The 24,490-nt window shown below is 46.5% G+C and carries 24 protein-coding genes; 7 read left to right on the top strand and 17 right to left on the bottom strand.

What is annotated here, in order from left to right:
• Positions 1–12: 12 nt before the first annotated feature.
• The 9 genes from AC6I3O_RS06210 to AC6I3O_RS06170 all read right to left on the bottom strand — a co-directional run bounded on the left by AC6I3O_RS06210 (position 13) and on the right by AC6I3O_RS06170 (position 10,081).
• Positions 13–792 (bottom strand): phage baseplate assembly protein V, encoded by a 780-nt coding sequence (locus AC6I3O_RS06210; protein WP_497850121.1) that lies wholly within the window; start codon positions 790–792, stop codon positions 13–15.
• Positions 789–1,850, bottom strand: coding sequence for a phage late control D family protein (locus tag AC6I3O_RS06205; protein WP_497850120.1), 1,062 nt, complete (start codon positions 1,848–1,850; stop codon positions 789–791). Before AC6I3O_RS06205 ends, AC6I3O_RS06210 begins: the two co-directional genes overlap by 4 nt.
• A 36-nt stretch (positions 1,851–1,886) precedes the next feature.
• Entirely contained in the window at positions 1,887–2,549 is a 663-nt protein-coding gene (locus AC6I3O_RS06200) for a CIS tube protein (protein ID WP_497850119.1), read from the bottom strand.
• Positions 2,550–2,565: 16 nt separating this feature from the next.
• Positions 2,566–6,606, bottom strand: coding sequence for a hypothetical protein (locus AC6I3O_RS06195; RefSeq protein WP_497850118.1), 4,041 nt, complete (start codon positions 6,604–6,606; stop codon positions 2,566–2,568).
• A 29-nt stretch (positions 6,607–6,635) separates the two neighbouring features.
• Positions 6,636–7,076, bottom strand: coding sequence for a phage tail protein (locus AC6I3O_RS06190; RefSeq protein ID WP_497850117.1), 441 nt, complete (start codon positions 7,074–7,076; stop codon positions 6,636–6,638).
• A gap of 48 nt (positions 7,077–7,124) precedes the next feature.
• Positions 7,125–7,253: a DUF6760 family protein gene (locus AC6I3O_RS06185; protein WP_497850116.1), complete on the bottom strand. Its 129-nt coding sequence runs from the start codon at positions 7,251–7,253 to the stop codon at positions 7,125–7,127.
• 53 nt (positions 7,254–7,306) lie between these two features.
• Positions 7,307–7,675 (bottom strand): phage tail assembly protein, encoded by a 369-nt coding sequence (locus AC6I3O_RS06180; RefSeq protein ID WP_497850115.1) that lies wholly within the window; start codon positions 7,673–7,675, stop codon positions 7,307–7,309.
• A gap of 197 nt (positions 7,676–7,872) precedes the next feature.
• Positions 7,873–8,298 carry a phage tail protein gene (locus AC6I3O_RS06175; protein ID WP_159753344.1) on the bottom strand — a complete coding sequence of 142 codons (426 nt, stop codon included), beginning with the start codon at positions 8,296–8,298 and terminating at the stop codon, positions 7,873–7,875.
• A 46-nt stretch (positions 8,299–8,344) separates the two neighbouring features.
• On the bottom strand, positions 8,345–10,081 hold the full coding sequence (locus AC6I3O_RS06170) for a phage tail sheath family protein (RefSeq protein WP_497850114.1): 1,737 nt from the start codon (positions 10,079–10,081) through the stop codon (positions 8,345–8,347).
• Between the two features lie 222 nt (positions 10,082–10,303).
• Between AC6I3O_RS06170 and AC6I3O_RS06165 the strand changes: the two genes are divergently transcribed.
• From AC6I3O_RS06165 to AC6I3O_RS06140, 6 genes are all read left to right on the top strand, one after another.
• A complete protein-coding gene (locus AC6I3O_RS06165) occupies positions 10,304–10,456 on the top strand; it encodes a hypothetical protein (RefSeq protein WP_497850113.1) in 153 nt (50 codons plus the stop codon).
• A 173-nt stretch (positions 10,457–10,629) separates the two neighbouring features.
• Positions 10,630–13,398, top strand: coding sequence for an AfsR/SARP family transcriptional regulator (locus AC6I3O_RS06160; RefSeq protein ID WP_497850112.1), 2,769 nt, complete (start codon positions 10,630–10,632; stop codon positions 13,396–13,398).
• Positions 13,399–13,434: 36 nt separating this feature from the next.
• On the top strand, positions 13,435–15,354 hold the full coding sequence (locus AC6I3O_RS06155) for an ATP-binding protein (protein ID WP_497850111.1): 1,920 nt from the start codon (positions 13,435–13,437) through the stop codon (positions 15,352–15,354).
• Complete coding sequence (locus AC6I3O_RS06150; protein ID WP_497850110.1) at positions 15,338–16,156, top strand: hypothetical protein; 819 nt, start codon at positions 15,338–15,340, stop codon at positions 16,154–16,156. Before AC6I3O_RS06155 ends, AC6I3O_RS06150 begins: the two co-directional genes overlap by 17 nt.
• A gap of 87 nt (positions 16,157–16,243) precedes the next feature.
• Positions 16,244–16,516, top strand: a complete 273-nt coding sequence (locus AC6I3O_RS06145; protein WP_497850109.1) for a type II toxin-antitoxin system RelB/DinJ family antitoxin — start codon at positions 16,244–16,246, stop codon at positions 16,514–16,516.
• Positions 16,500–16,694 (top strand): Txe/YoeB family addiction module toxin, encoded by a 195-nt coding sequence (locus AC6I3O_RS06140; RefSeq protein WP_497850108.1) that lies wholly within the window; start codon positions 16,500–16,502, stop codon positions 16,692–16,694. Before AC6I3O_RS06145 ends, AC6I3O_RS06140 begins: the two co-directional genes overlap by 17 nt.
• Before the next feature lie 81 nt (positions 16,695–16,775).
• Here AC6I3O_RS06140 and AC6I3O_RS06135 read toward each other — a convergent pair whose 3' ends face one another.
• The gene (locus AC6I3O_RS06135) at positions 16,776–17,900 is read right to left on the bottom strand and encodes an AAA family ATPase (protein WP_497850107.1); all 1,125 of its coding nucleotides are present in this window, start codon (positions 17,898–17,900) and stop codon (positions 16,776–16,778) included.
• Entirely contained in the window at positions 17,869–18,708 is an 840-nt protein-coding gene (locus AC6I3O_RS06130) for an RNA ligase family protein (protein ID WP_497850106.1), read from the bottom strand. Before AC6I3O_RS06130 ends, AC6I3O_RS06135 begins: the two co-directional genes overlap by 32 nt.
• Before the next feature lie 238 nt (positions 18,709–18,946).
• On the opposite strand from AC6I3O_RS06130, the gene AC6I3O_RS06125 reads away from it, so the two are divergent.
• Positions 18,947–19,720, top strand: a complete 774-nt coding sequence (locus AC6I3O_RS06125) for a class I SAM-dependent methyltransferase (RefSeq protein ID WP_497850105.1) — start codon at positions 18,947–18,949, stop codon at positions 19,718–19,720.
• Positions 19,721–19,972: 252 nt separating this feature from the next.
• Here the strand turns inward: AC6I3O_RS06125 and AC6I3O_RS06120 are convergent, their stop codons facing one another.
• From AC6I3O_RS06120 to AC6I3O_RS06095, 6 genes are all read right to left on the bottom strand, one after another.
• The gene (locus tag AC6I3O_RS06120; RefSeq protein ID WP_497850104.1) at positions 19,973–20,560 is read right to left on the bottom strand and encodes a hypothetical protein; all 588 of its coding nucleotides are present in this window, start codon (positions 20,558–20,560) and stop codon (positions 19,973–19,975) included.
• Positions 20,550–21,032, bottom strand: a complete 483-nt coding sequence (locus AC6I3O_RS06115; protein WP_497850103.1) for an RNA polymerase sigma factor — start codon at positions 21,030–21,032, stop codon at positions 20,550–20,552. Before AC6I3O_RS06115 ends, AC6I3O_RS06120 begins: the two co-directional genes overlap by 11 nt.
• Before the next feature lie 155 nt (positions 21,033–21,187).
• Positions 21,188–22,441, bottom strand: coding sequence for an ATP-binding protein (locus AC6I3O_RS06110; protein WP_497850102.1), 1,254 nt, complete (start codon positions 22,439–22,441; stop codon positions 21,188–21,190).
• A 223-nt stretch (positions 22,442–22,664) separates the two neighbouring features.
• Entirely contained in the window at positions 22,665–23,318 is a 654-nt protein-coding gene (locus AC6I3O_RS06105) for a hypothetical protein (protein ID WP_497850101.1), read from the bottom strand.
• On the bottom strand, positions 23,311–23,931 hold the full coding sequence (locus AC6I3O_RS06100) for an NUDIX hydrolase N-terminal domain-containing protein (protein WP_497850100.1): 621 nt from the start codon (positions 23,929–23,931) through the stop codon (positions 23,311–23,313). The genes AC6I3O_RS06105 and AC6I3O_RS06100 overlap by 8 nt, the downstream gene beginning before the upstream one ends.
• Positions 23,921–24,487, bottom strand: coding sequence for a sugar O-acetyltransferase (locus tag AC6I3O_RS06095; RefSeq protein WP_497850099.1), 567 nt, complete (start codon positions 24,485–24,487; stop codon positions 23,921–23,923). The genes AC6I3O_RS06100 and AC6I3O_RS06095 overlap by 11 nt, the downstream gene beginning before the upstream one ends.
• Positions 24,488–24,490 lie beyond the last annotated feature (3 nt).

The raw sequence follows: 24,490 nt of genomic DNA, 5'->3' as shown, positions 1-24,490 counted from the left end.
TCCCTGCACATCCTAGTTAATCTTCACCATACTGCCTTTGAGCTGCGCCATGCCGGAAGCCTGCAGCCCAAGCTCTCCGTCTGCCTTTACCTTAACGCTGCTTCCGGTCAGCGAGGCGCTCTGGCCGCCTAGCTTCAAGCTCTGCTGTGCGTCTAACTGTACGGTGCCGCAGGCGACTTTCACGGTGTTGGCGTCTGCCTTCACCACTTCCTTTGTGCCGATGGTAAGGGAGATTTCTTTTTTCGCCTTCAAGGTGACTGCGCCGTTCTTGCAGTCCATGGAGAGGCTGTTCTCCTTGCCTTTGTCCTGCACGAGAATGGTTTCTTTCTCATCATCCAACAGGATTTCCAACCCTTTGGGTGTATTGACCGTAATCTTTGCTTTATCCTGTGTCTCGGTAAATGTGATTTTATGGCCGCCTTTGGTGATAACGGCCTTGGTTTCGTTCTTTTCATCTGCCGTTCCTTCTGGCAGCTTATCCTTGCCGTTCCACAGACATCCAAGGACTACGGGCATGTTCATATTTCCGTGGATGAACCCTACCAGAACCTCCGTCCCGATTTCCGGCAGCCAGTAATTGCCGAAGCCGTTTCCGCAGTATCCGCTCATGACCCGCACCCAATCGGAAGTCTTCTTGTCCTTCTCGCCCATCATGTACTCCACCTTGATCATTCCCACATGCTCTTTGTCCCAGATTTCTTTTACGATGGCATTTAAAAGTCCTGGCGCCGTAATCTCCGGGTAGGTCTTGTCTTCTGGTTTGTCCGTCAGCAATTCATCATAAAAATTCACCTTGTCCAGCCTCCTACTTCAAAAGTGGTCCGGTATCCGTCGCTGCTAAAGGAATGTTTGGCTTCCATGATGTCATAGGTTCCGTCTATCAGCTTGGAGTCTCCTTTTACAATCTTCACCCGGCCGCCGGCCTTTATCTCCGGGACTCCGATACAGACTCCCGTTGCCTGTCTTGCCTGTTTCTTCATCTCGTCTGCCTTGTGCTCCGCAATCTGCTTGGCGTCGCTGTTAGCCTCCACGGCTGCGTCCATCTGGGTACTTTCATTCTGTACCAGTGACTTCTGGCTGTCGTCTGCCTTTACGGTCACTTCCGCAGACACTTCTTCTTTCTTGTCTGTGTCCTGGCCCATAATCCGGATGATAGTATCCTGGAAGGAAGCCCGCCGCTGAAAGGAAATAAAATCCTGGGCCCATTCCATTTCTACGGTGGAGAACAGTTCCGCGTCAATTTTCTTGAAATAAAGTTTTCCTGCGTCTATGAAGAAATCCCGGTTTCCTTTTCGGCACAGTTCTTCTGTGATAAATTCATAGTCGCTGCCGTTCTGGATGATGCATTCTCCTTCCAGCTTGTCTGTGGCGTCCACGTCTTTGGACTTGTAAGCCGCCTTGTATTTTTTCACCACCTCTTCAAATGCTTCGGAATAGCTGGTGACAGTGTGGGATATGTTGCTTTTCTTGCTTCCCATCAACATGCGGCGTACGTCTACGGCCGTCACCCGTACGGAGGGATTGTCCGAGAGTTCGTAGTTGATTTCGTCCACATAACCGTAAAACAGGGAGGTCAGGGAGGAGCCGTATCCCATCTCAATGTCGATCAGCTCGCCCAGGATGAAATCGCCGGTGACGTCGCCTACGAAACTGCGCTTTTCCAAGTCGTATACATTGGTCAGTTTTATGACTGCCGCACTGGCGGCGGTCTGGGACAGGGTCACTTCTACAGACTCTACGGCATAATCGCTTTCTCCGATGACGTCCAAGCCGCCTACTTTGACTTTCAGGGCAGGCACTAGAAAATCGTTGTATTTACTTGAAAGGCTTGACATTGTTACTTTTCCCACTTTGAAACTTCTCCTTTCACGTGCGCTCTGCAAATTTTACAACGCAGGCAGTTTCACCACCTGCCCCGGCCTTACGTCCAGGGGGTTCAGGATTCCATTTTCACGGGCAATGACTTTCCACATGTCCGGGTCGCCGTATTCCATATTGGCAATATCCCACAATCCCATACCCTGACGGAGCGTACGGTATTTGGTACGGTCCGGTGACTCAAAAGGCGACTTCCTTTTTGTATCCCTGGGGGATATCAGGGATTTAAACGTCAGGCTTACCTTTGCCCGCACCGGCATTCCCTTCTCGGTAAACATGGTGTAGGTGTGGTTCATCTTCGTCACCACCCCCTCAAAGTTCAGCGAACCCCACTTGAACGTCACCTTTGGCGGCCGGTGCATGCTTCCGTCTATGGACGTGGCGTCTGCAATCTGTTTCGTAATAATGGAAACGTCGGTTGATTCTTTGGGCGGTCCAAAGGAAATCAGTGACGTTGATTTCGGCACATAGGTATCCAAAAACAGGCTCAGTGACAGTTCTGTAGCGTCGCCGGATATGTACTGGATAATCGGGCCGTCCAGCCCCGGAATCTTTTTCTCGGAATAGCTGGAGCCGTCTGTCAGCTGGTACTCGGAAGGGTTAAACAACACTTCGATTACACTCTTGCCTACTTCCCGTTCAATCTCTAGTTTTGCTTTTGTCAGTCCCATGCACACGGCCTCCTTTCTATATCAATCCTCTCCGCAGTTTTTCTACATGGAGTTCCTCGTAGAGCTGCCTTTTTATCTGGTCGGTAAATGCCCTCACATCTTGTTTTGCTTTTGCGGCGCCTTCTACGGCTTTCAACTGTTCTTCTACTTCTGTCAGCTTTTTCCCTAACTGCTCCTGTACGGATTTGATCTGTATGTTTTCTTCCTGTAAACGCAGTCCGGTTCTTTGCTGCTCATCCTGGGATGAGTCTGTGGCTTGGATGGAGTATGCAAGTTCTTGAGAAGGATAACCGTAATGGGCTTGAGACAATGATTGCCTTGCCCTGCCTGACGGCTGCCCTGCTTCTTCTGGCTGATTCCATGCTCTCTCCGAAGAATCCATGGCCGTCATGGATTCGTTTTCTTTCCGAATTCTCATTGACAATGGGAGGGACGCGGTTCTGCCAAGATAGGATATTTCTGCCGCGTCTTCCATTTCTGGCGTAACTGCAATATCCGCCTTATTTGCTGTTACTGCCTTATCTACTGTAACCGCCACTTCTGATAAATCTGGCGTATCTATGATATCTATCAGATCTATTATATGTACTACATCTGCTATATTTTTCATATCCTTTCGGATTCTGCCGGACGAATTCGGGTAAGTATAAGATTCTTGTATCTGTCGGAGATTCTGCCGAAGATTTTCTTTCATTGTCTGACGGCGCTGCACCTCATATTGCCGGATACGGTGTGCCAATTCCAGGTATGATTCTCTGTAACTGTGATGTCCATAATCTACTCCATGGTACGTCTGGCTGGAATCTGACCAATCTTGCATACCCGGCAGGCTCTTCTTATATGGAAGGTTCTTCTCATCTGGCAATCCCTGAAGCTCCCTTACAATCCTTTGGCTGATATCTGCTAATTTTGTCCTCGTTCCGGCTTCTTCCAATCTCTGCTGAATTCTTGTAACTTTTGTCAATTCTTCTATCAAAATCTCATACTGCTCTTTATTCAGATAACGTATATAATCAAGCAAATCATGGACTGACGGAGATTGAAGCTGACTTGGAGCATAGACAAGACGAAATCTTCTCTCCGTCTGCCAGCTCTGGTCTTCCTCTGAGTCCCACACATTTCCTGTCTTGTGTTCTGTCTTTGATTCCGATACGTTTTCCGTACTACGGGCTTCCGTAAAATCTGACATTCCCCCCGGCACATCCGTTTCCATCATCCCACTGCTGTGCGGCTCGTCCTTTTCTTTTATCAACTGTTGTGCCGCTGTCATACGGTTTATCTGCCAAATCATCTGCTGCAGGTTATTCCTGTCGTCCGTATAGATCAAGTGGGTCCTGGGCTGACCTTCACCTTCACCTTCCTCCATCGACGGCGTAACTCTTCTCTCTTTCTGTGCTTGTGGCAATGGGTCATGTTCCGGATAATACCGCAGCGCCTTTCCCCATTCCCAAACTTGGGCTGGAGAAGTCTTGCCCTGTTTTCTCTGTACGAACATTTGTCGCACTTCTCTTGCAGTCTCTTCTTCCATTCCTAAGCCAGAAGTAAGCATGCCCTGAACCTTTGTGACCTGTGCCAGTTCTTTGACCAAAACTCCATACCCTTCTTCATCCAGATTCCGAATATAATGAAGAAGACTTTGAACCGACGAAACGGTAAGCTGGCTGTCCGCATAGGTGAGTTGAATCGTTTCTTCTGCCTTCGCTTCCCCCTGTTCCGTCTTCCGGGAAATCTCTAACCTATGGTTAATCTGGCTAATCAGCTGCTGAAGATTGTTCCGGTCTTTCGCCTCCTTAATTTGGCGGCGTATCCATTGGGCCTGTTCCCTATTCCGGTCTTCTGACAATGTCTTTTCCTGTACTGGAACTGTCTGTTCTGTCTCCTCCATCATTTCCTGGGAATCGGCATTTTCATTCTGTGCATACTCCGGGCAGTGCAAAAGCGCCTCTCCCCATTCCCACATTCTCAGATATGGCACGTCTACGGTATCTGTCTCTTCAAGTCCAAGCTGTCTACGTTGGCTGTCTGATTGGAGTAATTCCCGATTCCTTTGAACAAGCATCTTCCTTAACGCCTGCTCGGCTTCCTCTTCCATCTCCTGTCCCTGAGATAACCTCCACTGAATCTGTGTAATCCTGGACAATTCTCCAAGCAGGCGCTTATACTGTTCTTCATTCAGTTCTCTGGCATAACGTAATAGACTCTGAATGGATTGGGACTGAAACTGAATGTCCGTATATTCAAGCCGGAAGGAATTTCCTTTCCCGTCCGCCTCAAAAGAACTTACATCATAGGATTCCCTTACGGGAAATTTTACTGATGGAAATTCCCTCATCTGCAAGGCATGGTTCATCTGGGCAATCAATTCCCGAAGCTCCTTTTCTTCCAGTAACGTCGCTTCTTCCGGCAATTCCTGCTTCCCCTCATCATGGCCTGAAAGGTCCCTCAGCGCTTCTCCCCACTCCCACAATTTCTGAAACGGCGCATCCACTAGCCTTGTTTCTTTGGAACTTATCCACTCTTTTCTATTCATAACATTTTCCCGCCATACCCGCAGAAATGTCTCCATGCCATGCTCTTCCATATAGCGGCTGACTTCCTGTGTCAGATAGGTCCACTCCTCATGATATTCCATGTCATGCCAAGCTATATGCTCCCCAGAAGCCCTGTTTTCTTCTGTCTTTGAAGATGCTGATTTGAATTTCTGCTTTTCTGGAATTGGATTTGCAAATAACTCCGCAAACACTCTGCCCCATTCGCAGATATCCCGGAGTTCTTCTTCACGCATTTCCCCCTGGTACTGATCCAGGAAGGTTTCTTCTACGAACTGGCGCTCAACCGCTCTAAACTCTTCCTCAGAAATTACTTTCGAGAACTGACTTACATCCTCTCTAGATCCTTCCTCAGATGTTCCGTTTGGGAACTCAGTTTCCCGGTACAACTCTCTATAAGTCTCAAAAACTTTCGCCTCATGCTGCCAAAGCTGCTCCTTTTGCGCTTCAAGCTTCATCTGTACGGAATTCATCATGCAGCGGATTTTATGCGGCAGCCCTTGCGCCTCTTCCGTAACATCCGTCATATCTGCGGCTTCTTGATATGGTTCGGTACTGAGTGCCATATCTACAGTCTCTTCATATGGTTGGAAGCCGAGTACCATATCTGCAATCTCCTGATACGGTTCGGAAAGCATTTGATATGGTTCGGTACTTAGTATAGACGAAACCCGTTCATGAAAGCTTCTGGCAACTTCATGCTCATACCGTCTGCGAAGTTCTGCAATTTTCTCCCGAAACCTCCCGCCGGTATCCCTTGGATTCATTTCTTCTATCTGCCGTTGTGGCTGCTGGATTTCCTCCTCTATCTTTACAATCGACTCTTGGCTGATTCCCTCCAACTGCTCCCACAACTGCCGGATTTCCTCAACTTCCATCACATCTAAGTACTGAAGCATAAACTCTTTCGGTTCTGTCAGATTCGGAATCTGCCTCGCCAGAATTCTATACTCACCCTCCGGCAGTACACGAATCAGTTCCCTCTCCATCTCCCGGAGAATCTCCACAGAACGTTCTGCCAGAAAACTCTTTATATCCGACGAAAACGCAGAAAACAGACGATATTCCGTCCGCTGCCTTTCAATCATCCGGTTCTCTCTCTGCCAGTTTTGATAACGTCTGCCTTCCTCTCGGAACTGCTCAAGCAATGTCACATATCGGTTCACCGCCCGATACAGCCTGACGTCATAACATCGAAGCTGCGTCAGGAAACATTTTTCCGCACGGAGTACACTGCCCTCCATCTTTTCTGCAGCCGCAGCCAAAGTTCCCCCAGCTCCGGAAAGCCCTGCCTGCAATATCCTGTTTCGTAGGACAAGATTAACAAGGATCTGAATCTGCCGGGGTTCTCCTCCCATGTACCCTCCCCCTGCATCCGGGTATATGAGTTCGATCCGCCCATACTCCGCAGAGTCTTCCGGGACATACTTATCCCACAACTTCTGTAGTAAATCCTGTCTGATATGAAGCTGTACTTTTTGTGAAAATGGTTTTCGCAGCTTTAGCATAGAATTCCTCCGTTATGGGATGGTAAGCCTTACAGCCCAATCTTATTGATCGTCTCCGTCAATCCATTGTGGGAAATCTCAATCTTCTTGATCAGCAACCCGCTGTTGGTCGCATCCAGCGTGTCAATCTCCCACTTTGTCACGATTCCCCAGTTTGCCTGATAAGTTGCAGTGGGAACAGCGCCCGAATCCGGCATGACCATAATGATAATGCCCTTCGACAGCTCGTATCCAGCCGTCAGAGTGGTTCTCGTCAGTTCCCCGCTGGCAATCCCGTATTCCAGCACCAGTTTATCCATGGACTGCCGGGGCTTGGGCAGATAATGAACACGATCATTGACGCCGCCCTCCACCACCGTCTCAAATTCCATGGTGGCGGAAATATTCGACACCTTGGAAAAACCCAAGGGCATACCGTTTAGAATCACTTTAAACTTTGTACTTTTCGCCAGATTATTCTGCATTGACATCTTTCTTCACCTTGCTTTGTATGATTTACTCCATATCGGCACATCTGCCTATATTTTAAAAATATCGTTTTTGGGAGGCTCTCGGCTGATTTTCCTGTTAATATTGGAAATCTCCTTACACCACCGCAGACGCTCTCTATGGGGCAGATTCAGCACATCGTCCCTGCTCCAATGCACGTAATAGGCGACAAATGCCGCTTCTTCGTAAATTTTGTCAGCCGGATACAGATTTACAGCCCGGCTTCCATAAAATTTACCGGCACTTGAATCTCCTCCCCACAATGAGGGCAGACGGTACGGTAAACCGGAACCTCCGCCTGGTTCACGCGTTCGTATAAATCCTGCAGGTACGCCAGATCCGGCGTGTAAAGCCCCTCGATGACTTTGGTATCTACTGCCGGCATAGTCCCAAGGCTTGTGATGACCCGGGAGAGCAGGATAATTACCAGATATCCCGGATTCTGCTGTACCCTTGGGTCACGAAGAGGTATAATCTCGTCTGCAGCCGTAGCCAGACGCATTTTTCCTTCTTTATGGAGATTTCCGTCCCTGTCCATATATCCTTTTGGCAGGACAAAAGAAAATTCTGTCTCAAACATCCGTCTTACCTTTGCTTTCCGGCTCCAGAGCGTGTTTGAAAAATGCTTTCTGCAAGATGCCGTCCCAGTTTGCGGCAGATTGTAGGAATGCATTTTCAAACACGCATCAGGGCCTATATGTCCATTTGAATACGACGCTTTGGCCGCTCCCTGAAACAAATCGTCCCAGACCGTCCAAAGCCCGTCTCATTTTATCTCTATGATACTCTTGTCATTCCCTCATGGGCAATCTCAAGAGTCTCAATGGCAACCTCTGAAGCTGTCGCATTGAAATCCGGCGCCGTATATTTCGCCGGCCATGCATTGATGACCTGCCAGGACGCAGTTGCAGTCTCTGTCTCATCCAGAATCGTAATGGTAATCGTCTTGCGCTCCACTTCGCCTTCCACGCCTGCAATCATCCACTCATACATAACCATGGAATCCGCAACGCCTTGTTTCAGAGTAATATTTCCATATTTTTTCAGTCCCGGGAGTTTCATGGGTGTCTGCACCATATCGCCCTCGCGGTACTCAATTACGTCGATGGACGCGTCAAACCCGGACGCCTCCGAGAAACCTCCTGCCTCCAGGCCGTCAATTTCCACTTTGTATCTAAACTTTCCATATGGGGTACTTGCCATCTCTTCTCAACGCTCCTTTCTGACTAATTCTATTTAGGGACAGCACTTACACGGAATCGCCCGTCTTCTGTGAAATCCTGAAGATTACAAATTCAGCCGGTTTCACCGGTGCAACACCAATCACGCAGATCAGCCTTCCGTTGTCGATATCATCCTGGCTCATGGTATTCCTGCCGCAGTTGACAAAGAATGCATCTGACGGCGCTGAACCTGCAAGGGCTCCCGATCTCCACAGTCCTGTTAAGAATACGTCGATAGTCCGTTTCACCCGTACCCACAGAACCTCGTCATTTGGCTCGAAGACCGCCCAGTTGGTGTTCGCCTTGATACTTTCCTCAATGAAAATGAACAGACGGCGGACGTTAATGTACTTCCAGCTGGGGTCGCTGCTCGCTGTGCGCGCTCCCCAGACACGGATTCCCTGTCCCGGGAAGGAGCGGATCAGATTGACGCCCTTGGGGTTTAAGATGTCCTGCTCGCCCTTGTTAAACTGGCAGTCCAGCCCCACGCATGCCCGGACCGTTTCATTTGCCGGAGCCTTATGTACGCCTCTGGAATTGTCGCTGCGGGCGTAGATTCCGATTACGGATCCTGACGGCGGAATCGCCATATTTTTCTTATCCAGCGGGTCGAAAACTTCCAGCCACGGATGGTACATAGCGGCGTAATTGCTGTCTACGATTTCCCTGTGGGCGATAATGTCGTCCATCTTCTTGGCGTTCCTTGGCATATCCAGAACCGCGAAACGGCTGGCAAGGTTCTCGCAATGGGCAACCAGCATTAACTGTACATTGGGGTCTACCACGCCCGGAACCGCCATGATGGACACGTTGTCATTGTCTAAGAACGCCTGGATACCGGTACGTTTTCCGGCTCCCTTGTCTACGCCGATGAAATCTGCCGCACTGATATTGGACACAGAGCCATTGCTGCCGCCCTTTAACGGGATCACACAGAAAGCCTTCTCCGGGTCTTCTCCTGCAATCTCGTCAAATGGAGCGACTGGCTCGCTCTTCTTGTTGCCAATGTACTCTGCAATAATCAGGTCTGACTTTGCCGTCTTCTTCTCAACATAATTCGGGATAGACACGTTGAAGGACAGATTCTCGTAGAATTCTACGATATCGTCGTATTTCACTTCCAGGTTGAACTCACAGGTGGAGATTACCTTGTTGGGAAGCAGGTTCTTGTCCACCACGTCCTGTTCAAATTCTTTTTCAAATACAATGATATTATCCTGGCTCTTTACGACACGGTTGTATACCACATTGGTCATGTCCTTGTAAACCACAACGTCCCCCGGATGGAATCCCGCAGAACTTTTTACCGAATACTGCTTGCCGTCTGCCGTGTCAAGCTCCTCGAGAATCTGTGTCTTTGCCTTGCTTGAGGGAGTTACCACAACGCTCATGCTGTTTCCCCACAAGCCCGGATTCTTTGCCCGCACCCTAAGGACGGATTCCATTGCCGGAACTTTTGCATGGGCGGGTCTTGCATCGCTTGGGGCGACACGGGAAATGTAACAGCGGGAGCCGCCGTTTACAAAGAAATGCTCCACTGCATAGGCAAGGAACCTGTATTCCCCATACTCATTTTCAGACAGATAACCGCCAAACTTCCTCTTAAAATCTGCAAAATTGGTTACAAGCTGCGGAACTCCTTCCGCCGGGCCCCGCTCTGCAAGGCCGATAAATCCGGCCGTACTTGTACCAACGCCTTCCATCGGTTTGCCGCCTGAATCAAATTCCTCTACATATACGCCTGGTGATAAATATTCAGCCATAATCTCCCAACATTAGCCGCCTTTTTCGGCCGCCAATGCCGGCTACCTCCTTTCCTGGTTAAAAACTTCACTTCTCTATGCAAGTATAAAATAGGGCGCTAAACAAAATTCTAAACAATTCGACAAAATTTGCAAAAAAATAAATCTTTACATCATTGACATTGATTGTATAATTAGAACAAATACTAAATCAACAATCTTTCCCAGAAAGCAGGTGATTATATGACAGATAAACAATTACGGTATTTCAACAGATTGACTGTATTTGTAAGGAAGCTGTTAAAACTTGTACCTCAAGACAGAAGAGAGGAACTTGAAAATGAATTTGATTCCATTCTCTTAGAAGTCACAGAACCAGACGAAAAAAACAATTAGTAAAATATAGATTAATTTTATTAGTAGGTGCCTTAGGGCGCCTATTTTCATTCCCATTCCGCAAAAATGGTGTAAAATCCTCTTAATTGGTGCCAGTCCCATAAAGTATTTTGAAATAATATATAATATTTAGGCAAATCGGAAAACCAACAGAGAAAAAGGACTGACCACTGATGAAGAATGAAAACAGCAAAATCCAGATACCAAACGTAAACAGGGGATATACGGAACGGACAGCGGATGCCCTTCTTTCATCTCTGCAGGCGGATATCATCCTGATAAATGCCGGGGCAGGTTTCGGGAAAACACAGGCCCTGGCCAATTATGTACGGAATTCCCCGGGAAAAAGCGCATGGTACAATCTCAGCGATACGGATAATGACCTTATGTCCTTTATCCGGAATTTTACCAAATCCGTCCGGCACGCACTGGGGAATCCCGGAGAAGAATTTAACATTTCTGTTCCCCTTCTGGAAAATATTGACATTATCATGGAGCAGCTTGTCATATGGCTGGATGAAAAGATTGATTTTCTGAATATAATTCTGGATGATTTTCAGGAAATCACGAATCCGGATATTTTCAACCTATTAGATATTTTAATCGAGACTATGGACAGGAAAATACGCCTGTTTATCGTAGAAAAGCGCTCTCTCCCACTCTTTTTTCACAAATATATCCAGAGCGGGCGCGCCGTCTGTATCGGGATGGAGGAACTGAAATTCAAACAGGAAGAGATTGCCAGGCTTCTGACGCATGTAGGCGAAGACGCCGGGCAATGTGCGAAACTTATCTATGACTGCACGGAAGGATGGCCGGTAGGAATCGCGCAAATCATGCTGCAGCTAAAACAGAGGCACAAAGGGGATACTGTCAAGGTTTTAAAGGATATCTGCGACAAGCTGGAAGTCTCCGACTATTTTATGACCCGGGTCTACAAAATGCTGCCCTTTGATATCCAGACATTTCTAACCAAAACAGCAGTACTGGACTATATGACCCCTTCCATCTGCAATAAGGCGGCCGGAATCTACAACTCGGAAAGTATGCTCCGCTATCTGGTCAGCGAACAGCTCTTCGTACAAACTCTGGGAGAAGGAAGCAGCCTGTACCGCTACCATTCTATCTTTCAGCGGTTCTTACTGTCCCAGACGACTCCGGAAGAACAGCAGGAGACTCTAAGGACGGCAGCTTATTTTCTTCTGAAAACCAATGATAAAATCCAGGCGGCAGAGTATGCCTGCCGGGGGAAAGCCTCAGATATTGTGCAGACGGTCATAGAGGTTTCCGGTGATTCTATTTTGGAAGATCGGCTTTATGGTACTCTGGAACGATGGTTTTCGCTGCTTTCAGATTCACACTGCGAACTGACGCCAAAGGCACGGTTCATTTATGGGAAGTACCTCATGGCTTTGGGGCGCGTCACAGAAGGAAACGAACAGATTGCGCAGGCTGGAAAGGCTTTTTATGAAGCCGGACAACTAAAGGATTACAAACAGGCGCTTCTGTTTGCAGCGGCGGTGAAACGCAAAGCCGGGGAATTATTGCAGGCTGAGGTATATCTGAAACAGTCAATGCAGGATTCCCAACCCAACTGGGACAAGACTGCCGAAGCGCTCCTGACAGAGCAGGTTAAAATCAAATGCTGTATGCACCAGCTTAAAGAGGCGGCGGGGCTTCTTCTTAAAAAGACTGGGCAGGGGATACAATTTCATGAGGATTCGTTTTTATATCTGGCCTTTCAACTCCTTACGATGTTGACACAGCCGGAGGAGGAAGAACCTAATCAGGCGGAACATGCTTCTCTTTCTCAGAATACAAATCCCACCCCGGCCATACAGATTGACTGTATGGCCGACGGTTTTCTTTTACGCAGCTGTATTTTAGCAGAGCATATGAAATCCGCCTACCTCTCCGGCGATTATGAGACGGCAGGACAGTATGCTCAGCAGATTATCAAGAACTCGGAACACGAGACATTGCAGACAGCCGTTGCATGGGAAATGCTTGCAGTCCTGTCCTGGGATGCAGGAAATTACCGTAAGGCAGTGGAACAATCCCGAACCGGAAACACATTTTTGCAGAAAAACAATATTGGGATTCTGGATCTTTCTTCCAAACACCGTCAAATACTGACAGAGATTCATACCATCCGCCGAAACACTGCGGATACCCGTCTTCTCATTTCCCGGAAAGCTGAAAATCCGGGAGCAGAACCGAAAGGAAACGGGAGAATACGGATTCAGTGCATGGACGGATTCTCCGTATTCCTTCCAGACAAAGACGGCAGGGAAATGAAATGGCGGACGAAAAAGGCACGGGAACTTTTCGCATACCTGTTCCACCTTCAGGGAAGCAGCGTATCCCGGGAGGCGCTAATCGATCTTTTATGGCCGGAATCCGGGATGAAGAGCGCAATCGCCCTCTTCCACACCACTCTTTATAGTATCCGGCAGGCATTTACACAGGAAGGGCTGGAAGAACTGATTTCCTATGAAAACAAGAAATATTCCCTGAATATGCAGCTTGTAGACTCTGATTTGGCGGAACTGAACGCGTACATTCAAGACTTGGCGGCATGTGAAAATAATCCGGAACGGATGATTTCGCTCTATCCGGGCAGCTACATGGGAAACAGCGGCTATCTCTGGTCTTACGGTATGGCGAAAGAACTGGAAAACCAGTATCTTGCAGTACTCCGTTCCGGAGCCGCCAAAAGAACGGTACAGGAGCGGCACGAGGCGGCGATTCCATTTTACCAGAGAATACTTGAGGCAGACCCTTATAATGAAGACATTGTAAGGCAGCTTATTATCTGTTTATGTAAGAGCGGGAAACAGGCGGAGGCGAAACAGCAATATGACCGTATGCAGAAATTATACCGGGAAGACTTAGAGCTGGATTTTACAAGCAGTTTTCAGGAAATTGTAGAACATGTGTGAAATACTCATACCCTTGGGTATAATAAAGGATAAACAATGAATATCTATGAAAATTACCTCGAATTTTTGGATGATTTAATAAAATGGGGAGACGATTCCCGCGCACAGCACAGCCGGATATCTCCCTTGGAAAATTTAAGAAGCCTACTTCTGAAATCTTCCAAAAGCGCTGAGCAAGATGTGTTTTCACCGTTTCTTTATGTCGCTCTGTCTGCCGGCTTAAAACAGGAAGGCCTGCTGATGCTGGCGGCGGCATTATATATGGGGCTTTTGGGTGAATCTCTGACCCCCGCGGCATGGAAATTATTCTGTACTGGGACAGGAAATGATTTTCCTGTGTCAGAATTATTGGGACAGTCTTCCCATTTGCTGTATGAGCAAGAATGGGATGAAACAGGTCTTCCATCCCGAATCCGAATTGCTCCGCAGCTTTTTCCATTTTTGTGCGGAAATATCCTTGATATCCGACATCTTCCGGGCATGGAATGGTATCATCTGGCGGAAGATCCGCTTCCATTCCTTGGCGAAAATATCCGGTTATATGAAAAAATCGACGTCTGCCTTCGCCAAATTCCAGGGAAAAAATTGGTATACCTCAAAGGCCGGAAGGGGAGCGGCAGGAAACTCAATTATGCTTATCTTGCCGCCCTGTCCCACATGAGCCTTGCCGTAATTCCCTACGAGACGCTGCAAACAGAAAGCCATCTCAGGGAAATGCGGCGGGAGTGCCTGCTGCATCACGCCATGTATGTGATAGAACTGTCCGATGAGACGGACGACCTGACTCCCCTCTTATATTGGCTGAAAGAGGACGAGACGATTTTTCTTCTGGGCGGGCATAAGGAAATCTCTCTCTCCTCTTCTCATTCACGGCAATATCTACCCTTTGCCATCAACCCAGAGGACGTTCTTGGTGACAAGGCGCTATTTGAGAACCTGACCTTATCTTACCAGTGGGACTGCGGGAAAGACCGGATGGATTTCCTTAGCAGGTATAATTTCCTGCCCGGGAAAATGCGGGAAATACTGGAACTTGCAAAATCCTATTCCATCAGTGAAGGGAATGGACGCATTACTGCCGATGAATTGCGGTGTGCCGTTCTGCGGGTATCCTCCCATTCCCTGGATAAGTATGCCAAGAAAATCCGCAGTATTTACAGGATGCATGACCTGATTCTTCCGGAAATGCAGAAAAAGAAGCTATCCCACATTATCAGCCGCATCCGTAACCGAAAACTGGTCTATGAGGAATGGGGTTTTCTGGAAAAATCAGCCTACGGCAACGGGACATCCATGATTTTTGCCGGGCCTCCCGGAACCGGAAAGACCATGGCTGCCCAGGTTATGGCTGCGGAGCTTGGCATGGAGCTTTACCGGGTGGAGCTGCCGTCTGTAGTAGATAAATATATCGGGGAAACTGAGAAGAAACTAAACCGTATTTTTGAGGAGGCTGAAAACAGCATGGCAATCCTCTTCTTCGATGAGGCGGACGTATTATTTTCCAAACGGACTGAAATCAAAGAATCCAATGACAAATACAGTAACATGGAGATTGCATTTTTGCTGCAAAAAATGGAAGAATATGAGGGCGTCAGTATCCTTGCAACAAATTATCTGCAGAATTTTGACAGTGCGTTCCGACGTCGTGTCAGCGATATGATTGATTTCCCTCTGCCGGATGCAAGCTTGCGCCGTCAGATGTGGCAATCCATGATACCCTCGAAAATGCCGATTTCCCATGAGATTGAGATAGATTTTGAATTTCTTGCGAATCAGTTTGAGGTGTCGGGGAGCATGATTAAAAATGCTTTGATTTACGCCGGTTTTCTTGCAGCAGAAGCAAAAGAACCAACGCTTACAATGGAACAGATATTGAAAGGGCTTAGCCACGAGCTGGAAAAAAGCGGGAAAAAACTCAGCCGTGACGAGTATGGGGAATATGGGCATTTATTTTAAGGATGATAAGAAAAAAGAACGATGGGATTTGGGACAGGCAATTTTGCACAGAGAATTTCAGGAAACACAGAAGCCGCAAAGAGACGAAAGGCAGCCGGGTTTTGAACTGTTTAAGAACTCTTACGGCAGACTGAGTTATCTGGAAAAGGGCCAAGATTCCAGACAGGAGAAGGAAGGATTTGCACTGGAGGCTTTTGAGGCTCCAGGCACTCCGGCGCATACGGAGAAGGAAAAGCATTTGGAGCGTTCTTCCATGAAAAAAGTAAATAACGGCGACCGGAAAAAGCTATATGCGTCGGAGGTTCCCTTCCACAATCAGGCGTTCTTTTATGAGATGTCCGGCGCAAAAAAGAGCGGCGCGTTTCTCAAATGTATGAAAATGCTTGTCCACAGGCAAGGACATCAGACCATACAGGATGCGTTTGGATTCCTCGACCAGGAGGCGGAACAACGGGAACTGGAAGCGCTGAAAGAGAACCGGAATGAACTTTTTTCGGATGAGTCCGGCCGGGTGAATAAAAAGATGGACGCTTTGACCAGCCGCCTCCAAAGGAAAGAGGCGAAGGAACGGCAGTTGTGCAATGAGCTGCAGGTGATGTTAGACGCCCGCGTAAGAGAAGAAGCCGGCAATGGAAAAGCCTGGCAGAGGCATGGGGATCTTGAGAATCAAAAGGATGGTAAAGAAAGCCTGAAAGATGATCGCTTCCTGCAAAGAAGGCTGGCAACAGAAGACATATTGGAGGAAACATCCGAGGAAGCATCCGGGCCAGATGAGCCGGCTGATGGTTCGGAGGATGAATGAAAAGCTGTTTTTTACAAAACGTAAATACTATGTATTGACATGGTTATTATATTAGTATAATATGTAAATACGAAAGGGGTGTCAAACATGGGGACAACAAGTATTACGATCCGTATGGACGAAAAATTGAAAAAGCAAGCCGAAATTCTTTTTGAAGATATGGGAATCAATATGACAACCGCTATCACAATGTTTACAAAAGCTGTGGTCAGACAAAACAAAATTCCATTTGAAATTGCAGCCGACCCATTTTATTCCGAATCAAATATGAGAGTATTAGAGCAACGCATTGCGGATATTGAATCGGGAAAATCCGTACCAAAAGAGCATGATTTAAAAAACTTTGAAAAGAATCAATAAAATCATCAAAGACATTCAGCGTAATCCCTTTGACGGCCTTGGGCATCCGGAAACGCTATCTGGGAATTTATCCGGATGGTGGAGCCGACGAATCGATGAAAAAAATCGTATTGTCTATAAACCTAATGAGGATACTATTACCATTCTTTCTTGCAAAGGGCATTATTCTGATAAATAATTTTACACTCAGGGGGCGGGAAATGCCAAATTTCATCCCCCCTGAGAATCTTACATATTTTACTTGCCCTCAAAAATGAATTCAGGAAACCATCCACCTCACTTCATAGCCTTCCCAAGATGCCGGAATCTCCAATTTCCCAATCATCTCCTCAAGCACATGTTCAGGAATATGCCGTGCCCTTTTCTGGTTCCTTGCCAACAGCTCCCTATAAGGGACTTCCAGATACAGAATACACACACGCGCCCCATACCCGGCAAAAAGCCCTGTTAACTTCTGCCTTGTTTCCCGGACAAGGTTTGTGGCATTCCAGATAAACGGCTCTTTCCTGCGCAGATACTCCCGCGCCCGCTCTGTGGCAATCTGCACCACCCTGCCCGTCCCCTTGGCGGGCGGCACCCCCAGCTCTTCGCGGATTCCATCCAGGGAAATCACAGGCATTCCCTTACCGTTCTCCTCAATCCAAGTGTCTTTCCCTGAAAGCGGAAGCCCTGACATCAGTATCACGTCAAATTCTGTATCGTCAAACAATTCTGCCCCCTGCCACAATCCTTCTTTATGAAAATACTGATATTTTGTAAATGGATTGGCAAACACATATGGCTTCTCCCACAAGTTTAATTCTTTCGCATAATCCGCAAATAATTCCACATGTTCTTCCATCCGCCCCTCACTCTCTGCAATCCGTCCCCGCACATCCGCCTTAGAAAGCAGATATAAAAGCCGCAGCGGGATACTCTCCGCCGCCTTCAGCAAGTCAAATTCCACCCGCCTCTTTGTTAAGAACCACACCGGAAGTCCATGAAACCGAATCAGCTTCGCCGCTGTCTCCCTCTGCCAAAAAGTCATACCGAAACATTCTGCATTACGGTAAGCAAGCCTTCGGAAATCCTTTTCCCCGACTATAGTATGCTTAGGCGAAACCCATTTCCCATCCTCCTGCTTCGTACAGGCTGCTTTCCCGATGTCATGGAACGCCGCGGCAAGGAACAGAAGCTCCTGCTCTGCCGCCTCCAATTCCAGCCATTCTGGAAGATTGACCAACTCCCTGCATACCATTTCCGTATGGCGGTAAACATCCCCCTCCCCGTGATACTCCGGGTTCTGGGGAACCTCTTTCAGCCCGGACAATTCTGGGAAATGACCGGCAAGCCAGTCCAGGGAAAAACCGCTGTTACGGATTCCCGCCAGAATCTTTCCCTCCATCTGTTCCCGCTCCTTCCTGCATATCAAACAAATCAACGCCGTCTGCCAAGACATTTGCCACAATTGGGCGGTTTACCCAATGGCTCTCGGAATCCAAGATTGTGTTCAGGAAAGAACCCCGCACATATTTCAGCCGGTCGGTCACATAGTCTCCATCCTCTACCTTAATATAGATTCCTTCCATCACCCCAGTCAAATCCGTCTGGCGGACAGTTGCCTCAAAATCTACCTTGCTCTTCCTGCATTGGGCTAGAAGGCTTTGCTTGGGTTCTTCGGAAATGAAAAGGCTTTCCCCTATCCATTTTTCAATCCTTCCCAAAGTCTCGCAATTTCCTTCCGCCAACACACGTACCGATTGTACAAACGGCGCTTTGCTTAGGAATTCCCGCCGTTTTCTTGTAGAAAAGAATCGTTTTTCCTGCTTGTCGAATATGTCGAACTCCATAAAATAATGAGGCAGGCGATCATAAAATACGGTATGCTTTGCATAGAGCCATTCCCCATACATCACATATCGGTCGCCCAACAACCGGTATAGCCTGTCCTCAAAGCATCCTGCCCACAGCTTAAATAAATCGAACTGACGCTCCCCATACCCGCCGTTTAGGAAATGCCCGCGGCTTTGGAGATACATTTTCCCGTCTCTGCCAAAACTGACGCCGCAATTTGCGCCGTCTACTTTCTCTTCAAGAACTAAATATTTTCCCTGTATTTCAGTAAACTTAACACATTTCAGGTCTTCATCGCCTGCCTGCTCCCTGGAACCCTCAAGATGCCTGGTTCTTGGGTACTTATAAATCTGTTCCATAACCATCCTCCCCTGAATTCATTCTATTCACATTTTATCGTTTCGTCAAGTTACATCTCTCTCCTTCACCAAATTTTTTACATCAATGGCAAGATGTTATTTGCCTGCCATCTGCTTCTCATAATACAGCTTGAAAATCAAAAAAATATTTCACTATAATGTGTATAATTCTAAAATGTCATCGCTCTTTCGATAAACACCGGAAAAGCGATCAAAAATGCACTCAGGAGGTCGAAAAATGATAAGCATGAAACAACTGATAAAAAGCGACGTTAAGTATTCCGAGGACGGCAATATCATCCATTTTATCTTTGGCGATGAGGACCGCCCTTACTGGTCAAAATGCCTCACCGAACATCTGGTGACGAACAAGATTGATTTGAATATGTCCAAGCGATATGAAGACCAGAAAGACATTATGACCAAAGACGAGAAGCACAGACGGTTCATTGAATTCATCTCAGCGGCAGAGGGAGTAAAAGTTGATTTGGCAAGCGGCCCGTCTGGATATTTTTCTCCCATACTTGACAAACTTACGGAAACAGATACCTTTATCGTAACCGACGCTTGCCTTCCTGTTATCAAGGCTCATTCCGGCGCATGCGGGAGAGACAATTTTTTTGTGTTTGATATTGATTTAGACCGGGGGCTTCCATTTACCGATAACAGCATCTCCGCTTTCAGCGGTAATTTTTTGACGAATGTAGAAACCCTCCCGAATCTGATGAAGGAAGCTTACAGATGCTTAAAACCGGGGGGCAGGTTTGCATGTATCGAAGTCTTCTATGAACAAGGGAGTAAATCTTTCGAGCATTTAAACGCCCAAGGCTCCATACATGCATCTTTTGAAACTTTTGTTGATTTTTGCAAAAATGTAGGCTTTCAATATATCGGCAGTGATGTTCTTACCACAAGACAAGGGAAGATTGCCGAAGGAGACTTATTCCCATTAGACGACAATGATTATTCCTCGGACAGAACGATATACTTAGAAAAACGCGTAAGCAAATAGACTGCATCTTAGTCCCTCCAAAACGCATGACGGTATCCTCTATGTTGCATGAAAAAAATAATCATCCTATAGCCTGAGGCTTTTGTGGAAAACGAATGACAGGGAACTCGTGTTTTCCGGATATTGGAAAAAATAAAGAAAGACAGAAAATAGAACGAAGGGGGCTGTCGGAAAATGATATTTTAATTTGTCATTTCCCGACAGCCCTCCCCCTTTCATCCTTGATTATGCAAAACTTATCTATATGGCAAATTAATTGAAAGACTCCGGACTCAGATACTTATGGGGACTGATACCATATCCATCCTGATATTTCACCGTCATATACAGCGGTTTCCCATCCTCAGAGATTTCCACATAACACACCCCATCCTCAAACCGGTCCGTAATCTCAATCTTCTGGTCATAATAGTACACCCAGACTGTCCCGTCGTCCTCATAAACCACTTCCGGGCTGTTTAATTCCTCCAGAAGCTCACTCTCCGTCAACGGACGCTCACCATCCTTATCATACGCGACTCCTCCGCCCCCGCGCTCTCCCACGGAACCATCCTCTCGTTGATAGGAAAGCACATAGTTTCCTTCCCCGTCAAAGGAAATCTCCGCATTGGTCATCTCTCCGTTAATCCACAACTGAACCGTCCTCTGAATCCCGCCGACATCCGCCGCATATGCCATGCCGCCTCCGACAGCCACCAACAGGCAGGCCGTCACAGCTGCCGCCGCTGTCTTTAATTTCGCTTTTCTGCTCATCATAGCCATCCTTTCCACCTCCATAGAAATATCACCGGAGGGATGCAGCGCCGAAAACGCCTGTTTATATTTTTCCTTATTCGTCATCGTCCCATTCCTCCTGTAATCTCTCTTTGAGCAGTGAACGCCCCCGCGACAGCCTTACTTTCACATTACTATCCGATATTTTCAAAATATCCCCGATTTCATGTACAGAGTAATCCTCATAATAAAACAGATGAATCACAATGCGGTACTTTTCCGGAAGCCCCATGACCGTCTCGAACAGCTCCTCCGACTGCGGAGTGTCAAATACCAGCGTCTCCATATAATCATCCAGGGAGCGCTTATTCCTGCGCCAGAAGGTGCGGTTCACATTCTTTGCCTTATTAATCGCCACCCGAATAAGCCATGCGCGCAAATGCTGTTCACTGTCAAATTCTTTTTTTAATGAATAATATTGAATGAAGGTATCCTGAACTACATCCTTTGCATCCTCCGCATTCTTGCACACATTAAACGCAGCCGCATAAAGATTGTTCTGATATTCTTCAAACAACTCCTGCACAGATCGTCTCATGAGAACTCCTTTAACACCTTAGGGTAAAGTTATTTGAAAGCCTTTCACTAATAGTACAAATGAAACGGCAAAAAGGTTACAAAACTTTTTCCAAATTATCTTCACTTGATAATCCCCGGGGTATTATGCTCTTTGTGCGCCATAAAATATAAAGATTATAATTCAAGACTATTTGGATTCAGAAGAAAGTCCATGATTCCCATAATTACAATTCCCTCCTCATTCCTCCATAATTTAATCCGGTCTTTCACTACAATAATCTTTTTAAATGAATCGCCAATATGCACCAAAGATTTCTGTTCCTGCTGCATTTTATCATTGTCTGGAATAGCAAATGCTGACTGAATATAGTATCTTTGATTGCCACGATTGCAAACGAAATCAACCTCCAACTTTTTGCGTATCATCTTTCCGTTTTCATCACGTTCGGAGCGTTCCACAACGCCAACATCTACATTGAATCCCCTGACAAGCAATTCATTGTAAATAATGTTTTCCATAATGTGATTTTCTTCCTGCTGCCTGAAATTGAGTCTGGCATTGCGCAGCCCGATATCAGTAAAATAGTATTTAAAAGGAGAGGCAATATATTTTTTCCCTTTTATGTCATACCGTTCTGCCTTATTAATAAAAAATGCATCCAATAAATATCCAATATACACCCCAATCGTTTTATCACTGACATGAATCCCATTACTTTTAAAAGTATTAGCCAGTTTTGTCGGATTTGTCAAAGAGCCTACCGCCGACGCAAGTATGTTGGCCAGAGTATCCATGACATTATCTCCCCGTAGTTTATGCCTTTCTTCGATATCTTTTAAATAAAGTTCCCTACATAAGTCAATCAGATATCTTGATTTTAACTCATCCGTTTTTCGGCTGAGAATCAAAGGAAGTCCTCCATAATTATAATAATCAATCCAGGCATCCTGTTTATCCCCCGGATATGCAGTAACATATTCGGAAAAAGAAAGCGGATAAACCCGTACTTCATCTCCGCGCCCCCGGAACTCCGTCAGTACATCAGTAGAAAGGAATTTGGAATTACTTCCGGTTACATAAATATCCAGATTATCCCTCCTGTTTAAACCGTTGAGTACCGACTCGAATCCCCTGCACATCTGAACTTCGTCCAAAAAGATAAACCATGTGCCCTCATCAGTAATACACTTCTTAATATATACGCTGAGGCGTCTGCTCTCACGGAGTTCTTCATACTCATCGTCATCTAAAGGAATCCTGATGATTCTGGATGCCTCTATGCCAGAATCCAACAGATATTGATAATATAACTTGAACAGAAGATAAGACTTTCCACACCTTCGAATACCTGTAACTACCTTGATCAAACCATTTTCCCGGCGTTCAATCAATCGATTCAAATATAAATCACGTTTAATCGTCTCCATTTCTCTCTCCTTACTTCGGATTTTTGCATTTTGATGCAATTCCCCGTAATTATATTCTATAAGGAACTGTCCGGAAAATCAATCCCTTTTCATATTATACGCCGAACCTCCTGAAAAAAATGCATTTTCCCGAAGTAAAGATTCTGAGAGTTATTTCTTATACGGAAAAATCATAAAAATCTCTCCAATATCCATGTGAATATATAGCGACTGCCCCGCCAATTTAAGAAATCACCGCACACTGGACAAACGGCTCATCCACCAATTCAAGATTTACCTTTGGACGCTTCATTCCTATACCGTCAAGAAATAGCTGCAGATGCTCCAATACTGCCTGTGCAGTCTCAACAGAAATGGAATATTTCCTATATGGATATATATTGCCAGCCAAACTCCCCTCTATTCCCATCTCCTTCAAAACATGGGCTAATCCTTCCCTGTCCTCCAATGCCATAAGTACACTTTTGAACTGAAAATAGCCATATATCGGCACTTCCATAATCTTGTCCGTCCCCCAGATCTGTTCATAATACGTAATGAAAGACAGGCCATCCGGCACAGGGGACTTCATTTTCTGCAATATACCATGCACCATTTCCGCCAAATCTTGCAGTTCCTTATGATACCCTGCATATGACCAAAAACTTACCGCGAATCTGTTTACCAATAATTCCTGCTTCAATCCTACAACATCAGTGTTGTAATAATCACACAGGCAGTGGCCATATTCGTGTACAATATTATACCAGTGGAAGTAAAAATCAAATTGATATTGAACATTTTCTTTGCCAAATAATTCCATAAACAACTTCTGTTGTTCCTCGGTTCCCCGTTCAAATCTCCCGGTTTTAATCGTATAATCCCTTTTCTCAATCAATCAGCGTCCTCCAATTCTTCGAGTGATACGCGTCAAAGCACATCCTCACCTGCTCCTCATTATTCTTCTCCTCTGCAAGGGCCGGCAGCTCATCAGCACCGAAATACCTGCTCTCCACAGTCTCAATATTCGGCTCGAACTTGCCGCCAATCACTGTGCATAGCACAAAAATCTTACAGACCTTATATGCATATACCGGCAGGTTATGTTTCTCCCTGTCCTGCACGGCAATCACCATATCCGCGGTCACATCCAGTCCCGCTTCTTCCTTCACTTCTTTGATGGTATTCTCTTTCACGGAAACATCCACATCGACCCAGCCTCCCGGCAAAGACCAGGTTCCGTTCTTCTCCTTCACAAGCAGAATTTTATCATCCTTAAAAATCGCCCCGCGGCTGTCAATCTTAGGCGTCTGGTATCCAATCTCGTTACAGAACAAAGACTTCACCTTATCCACAGGAATTTCTGATTTATAAGAAATCATCTCCGCCGCAATGTCCCGAATCCGCTCGTACCGTTCCCGATCAAACAAATCCTTCCCGTAAAAAAGCCCCTCCTGCGCAATGCTCTGCAATTTTACGGCCCATTTAAGCCATATTTCGTTACGCTCCATAGATTTCATCCTCAAAACATCGGATTACCCTGCAAGGATTCCCGACAGCCACACAATTTGCAGGAATCGAACGAGTCACCACACTTCCCGCCCCAATCACACTGTTCTCACCAATCGTCACGCCCGCCAGGATGATGCACCCGCCGCCAATCCAGACATGATCCCCAATCTCCACAGACCTTGCAAATGTGCGGAAAAAGGTCGTCCCCTTCTCCTCCCAGTCGGCGACCAGCCTCTCCTGCGGCAAAACCGGGTGGGCAGAAGTATAAATCTGCACATTCGACGCAATCAGCACCTGGTTCCCGATTCGTATGGGCTTATTATCTACGAACGTACAGTTCATATTAATAATGACATCATCGCCCAAAAAAATATTTTTGCCCAAATCACAATGAAACGGGGTGTCAATCGCCACATTCTTCCCTATCCCGCCCAACAGCTCCGTCAAAATCTCATGTCTTCTCGTTGTATCGTCGTAATCGCACAAATAATAATCCCGCGTAAGCTCCCTTGCACGGGCAATCGTACACAGGGTATCCCTGTCTGCCGTTTCCAAAAA

The organism is Sporofaciens sp. St.21A7 (genome assembly GCF_059728535.1).
Note: the sequence above shows the minus strand (reverse complement) of the source record. Positions and strands in the feature narration are given on the sequence as shown.

Bases quoted from the DNA above. Each gene is read 5' to 3' on its own strand.
- AC6I3O_RS06190 (WP_497850117.1), bottom strand. From the start codon at position 7,076: ATGTCAATGCAGAATAATCTGGCGAAAAGTACAAAGTTTAAAGTGATT.
- AC6I3O_RS06130 (WP_497850106.1), bottom strand. From the start codon at position 18,708: ATGGAACAGATTTATAAGTACCCAAGAACCAGGCATCTTGAGGGTTCC.
- AC6I3O_RS06195 (WP_497850118.1), bottom strand. From the start codon at position 6,606: ATGCTAAAGCTGCGAAAACCATTTTCACAAAAAGTACAGCTTCATATC.
- AC6I3O_RS06200 (WP_497850119.1), bottom strand. From the start codon at position 2,549: ATGGGACTGACAAAAGCAAAACTAGAGATTGAACGGGAAGTAGGCAAG.
- AC6I3O_RS06120 (WP_497850104.1), bottom strand. From the start codon at position 20,560: ATGACGAATAAGGAAAAATATAAACAGGCGTTTTCGGCGCTGCATCCC.
- AC6I3O_RS06115 (WP_497850103.1), bottom strand. From the start codon at position 21,032: ATGAGACGATCTGTGCAGGAGTTGTTTGAAGAATATCAGAACAATCTT.
- AC6I3O_RS06155 (WP_497850111.1), top strand. From the start codon at position 13,435: ATGAATATCTATGAAAATTACCTCGAATTTTTGGATGATTTAATAAAA.
- AC6I3O_RS06175 (WP_159753344.1), bottom strand. From the start codon at position 8,298: ATGGCAAGTACCCCATATGGAAAGTTTAGATACAAAGTGGAAATTGAC.
- AC6I3O_RS06110 (WP_497850102.1), bottom strand. From the start codon at position 22,441: ATGGAGACGATTAAACGTGATTTATATTTGAATCGATTGATTGAACGC.
- AC6I3O_RS06150 (WP_497850110.1), top strand. From the start codon at position 15,338: ATGGGCATTTATTTTAAGGATGATAAGAAAAAAGAACGATGGGATTTG.
- AC6I3O_RS06165 (WP_497850113.1), top strand. From the start codon at position 10,304: ATGACAGATAAACAATTACGGTATTTCAACAGATTGACTGTATTTGTA.
- AC6I3O_RS06170 (WP_497850114.1), bottom strand. From the start codon at position 10,081: ATGGCTGAATATTTATCACCAGGCGTATATGTAGAGGAATTTGATTCA.
- AC6I3O_RS06180 (WP_497850115.1), bottom strand. From the start codon at position 7,675: ATGTTTGAGACAGAATTTTCTTTTGTCCTGCCAAAAGGATATATGGAC.
- AC6I3O_RS06160 (WP_497850112.1), top strand. From the start codon at position 10,630: ATGAAGAATGAAAACAGCAAAATCCAGATACCAAACGTAAACAGGGGA.
- AC6I3O_RS06135 (WP_497850107.1), bottom strand. From the start codon at position 17,900: ATGGAGGGAAAGATTCTGGCGGGAATCCGTAACAGCGGTTTTTCCCTG.
- AC6I3O_RS06100 (WP_497850100.1), bottom strand. From the start codon at position 23,931: ATGGAGCGTAACGAAATATGGCTTAAATGGGCCGTAAAATTGCAGAGC.
- AC6I3O_RS06145 (WP_497850109.1), top strand. From the start codon at position 16,244: ATGGGGACAACAAGTATTACGATCCGTATGGACGAAAAATTGAAAAAG.
- AC6I3O_RS06125 (WP_497850105.1), top strand. From the start codon at position 18,947: ATGATAAGCATGAAACAACTGATAAAAAGCGACGTTAAGTATTCCGAG.